Genomic DNA, 946 nt, shown 5'->3' with positions numbered 1-946 from the left:
ACCGGACGTCGCCACTCGTGCTGCGAGAGGCCACCACCCACGCGGGAGGTCCAAGGCGCACGGCGACCGACCGTTGAAGTCGTCAACTAGCCCGGGAGCTAAGGGAATCGGCTCCAGCTGTTCCACAAGCTTGAGCGGTACGTCGCCACTGCACAGCTCGGAGGCTTTCTACCGGACGGGTGCCTACCCAGTCAGCAACCTCCCGCCCTCCATAGCAAATCTATCCACCACCAAGAAAGCCTTGCCGAGCTCGTTGAGCGTCAGCTCAAGCCGGTAGAAAACAACCTCACCAGCGCTGTTGCGGTATGGACGGATACCTCGTGCGATCAGACTCTTCGTGGTTCGGCGGTAGCGAACTGATCGCGAGCTTTTCGGTTCTGTTGCCGTCTGAGCGTCAAGGGGTACCTGGCGAGCTGTGGGATGCCGGCGAGCGTGGCCTGGCGGTCGAGATGCTCGCGGACAATCTCGCCGAGCAGCACCAGCCCCTTCGTCGCAGCGAACGGCTGTCGTTGCTGGCCCTGGCAGAGCTATGGGCAGTCGGTGACCAAGCCCGCGGCGCATTGCGCTGGTGCCCCGACCCCGATATCGAAGACCAGCCGTGGAAGGTCGTCGAAGACACCGAACGGGCCTGGAACATCACGATCGAACTGGGCACCGAGATCGCCGTGGGACATGCCCTGCACGGTAGGGACCTGACCGTCTGGCTGGCCTGCAACGCCTGCGACGACACGCTGGTCAGGATCGATGATCGCCAAGCCCAGGTCGGAGTGACGCCCTACCAGTGCGCCATCGTGCACCCCACCTGGAGCGGCCACGCCGAACACCCGCCGTGGCCCTCCACGCCCCTCTACAGCAACTCACGCCAGGCCCTGGACCACCTCGAACGCCGCTTCTCGTGAGGCCAGGCCCAGCACAGGCAAGGCCGGACAAGTAGCCGTCTATCCGC

The 946-nt window shown here is 64.6% G+C and carries 1 protein-coding gene; it reads left to right on the top strand.

The window, feature by feature from the left end; genetic code table 11:
* The first annotated feature begins 305 nt into the window (after positions 1-305).
* On the top strand, positions 306-899 hold the full coding sequence (locus tag ACGWYJ_RS38890; protein ID WP_395111712.1) for a hypothetical protein: 594 nt from the start codon (positions 306-308) through the stop codon (positions 897-899).
* Positions 900-946: the final 47 nt, after the last annotated feature.

Origin of the sequence: Actinomadura sp. SCN-SB, from assembly GCF_043906805.1 — a bacterium.
In the GTDB taxonomy this organism is placed as follows: Bacteria; Actinomycetota; Actinomycetes; order Streptosporangiales; family Streptosporangiaceae; genus Spirillospora.
This window is presented reverse-complemented; position numbering and strand designations above follow the sequence as displayed.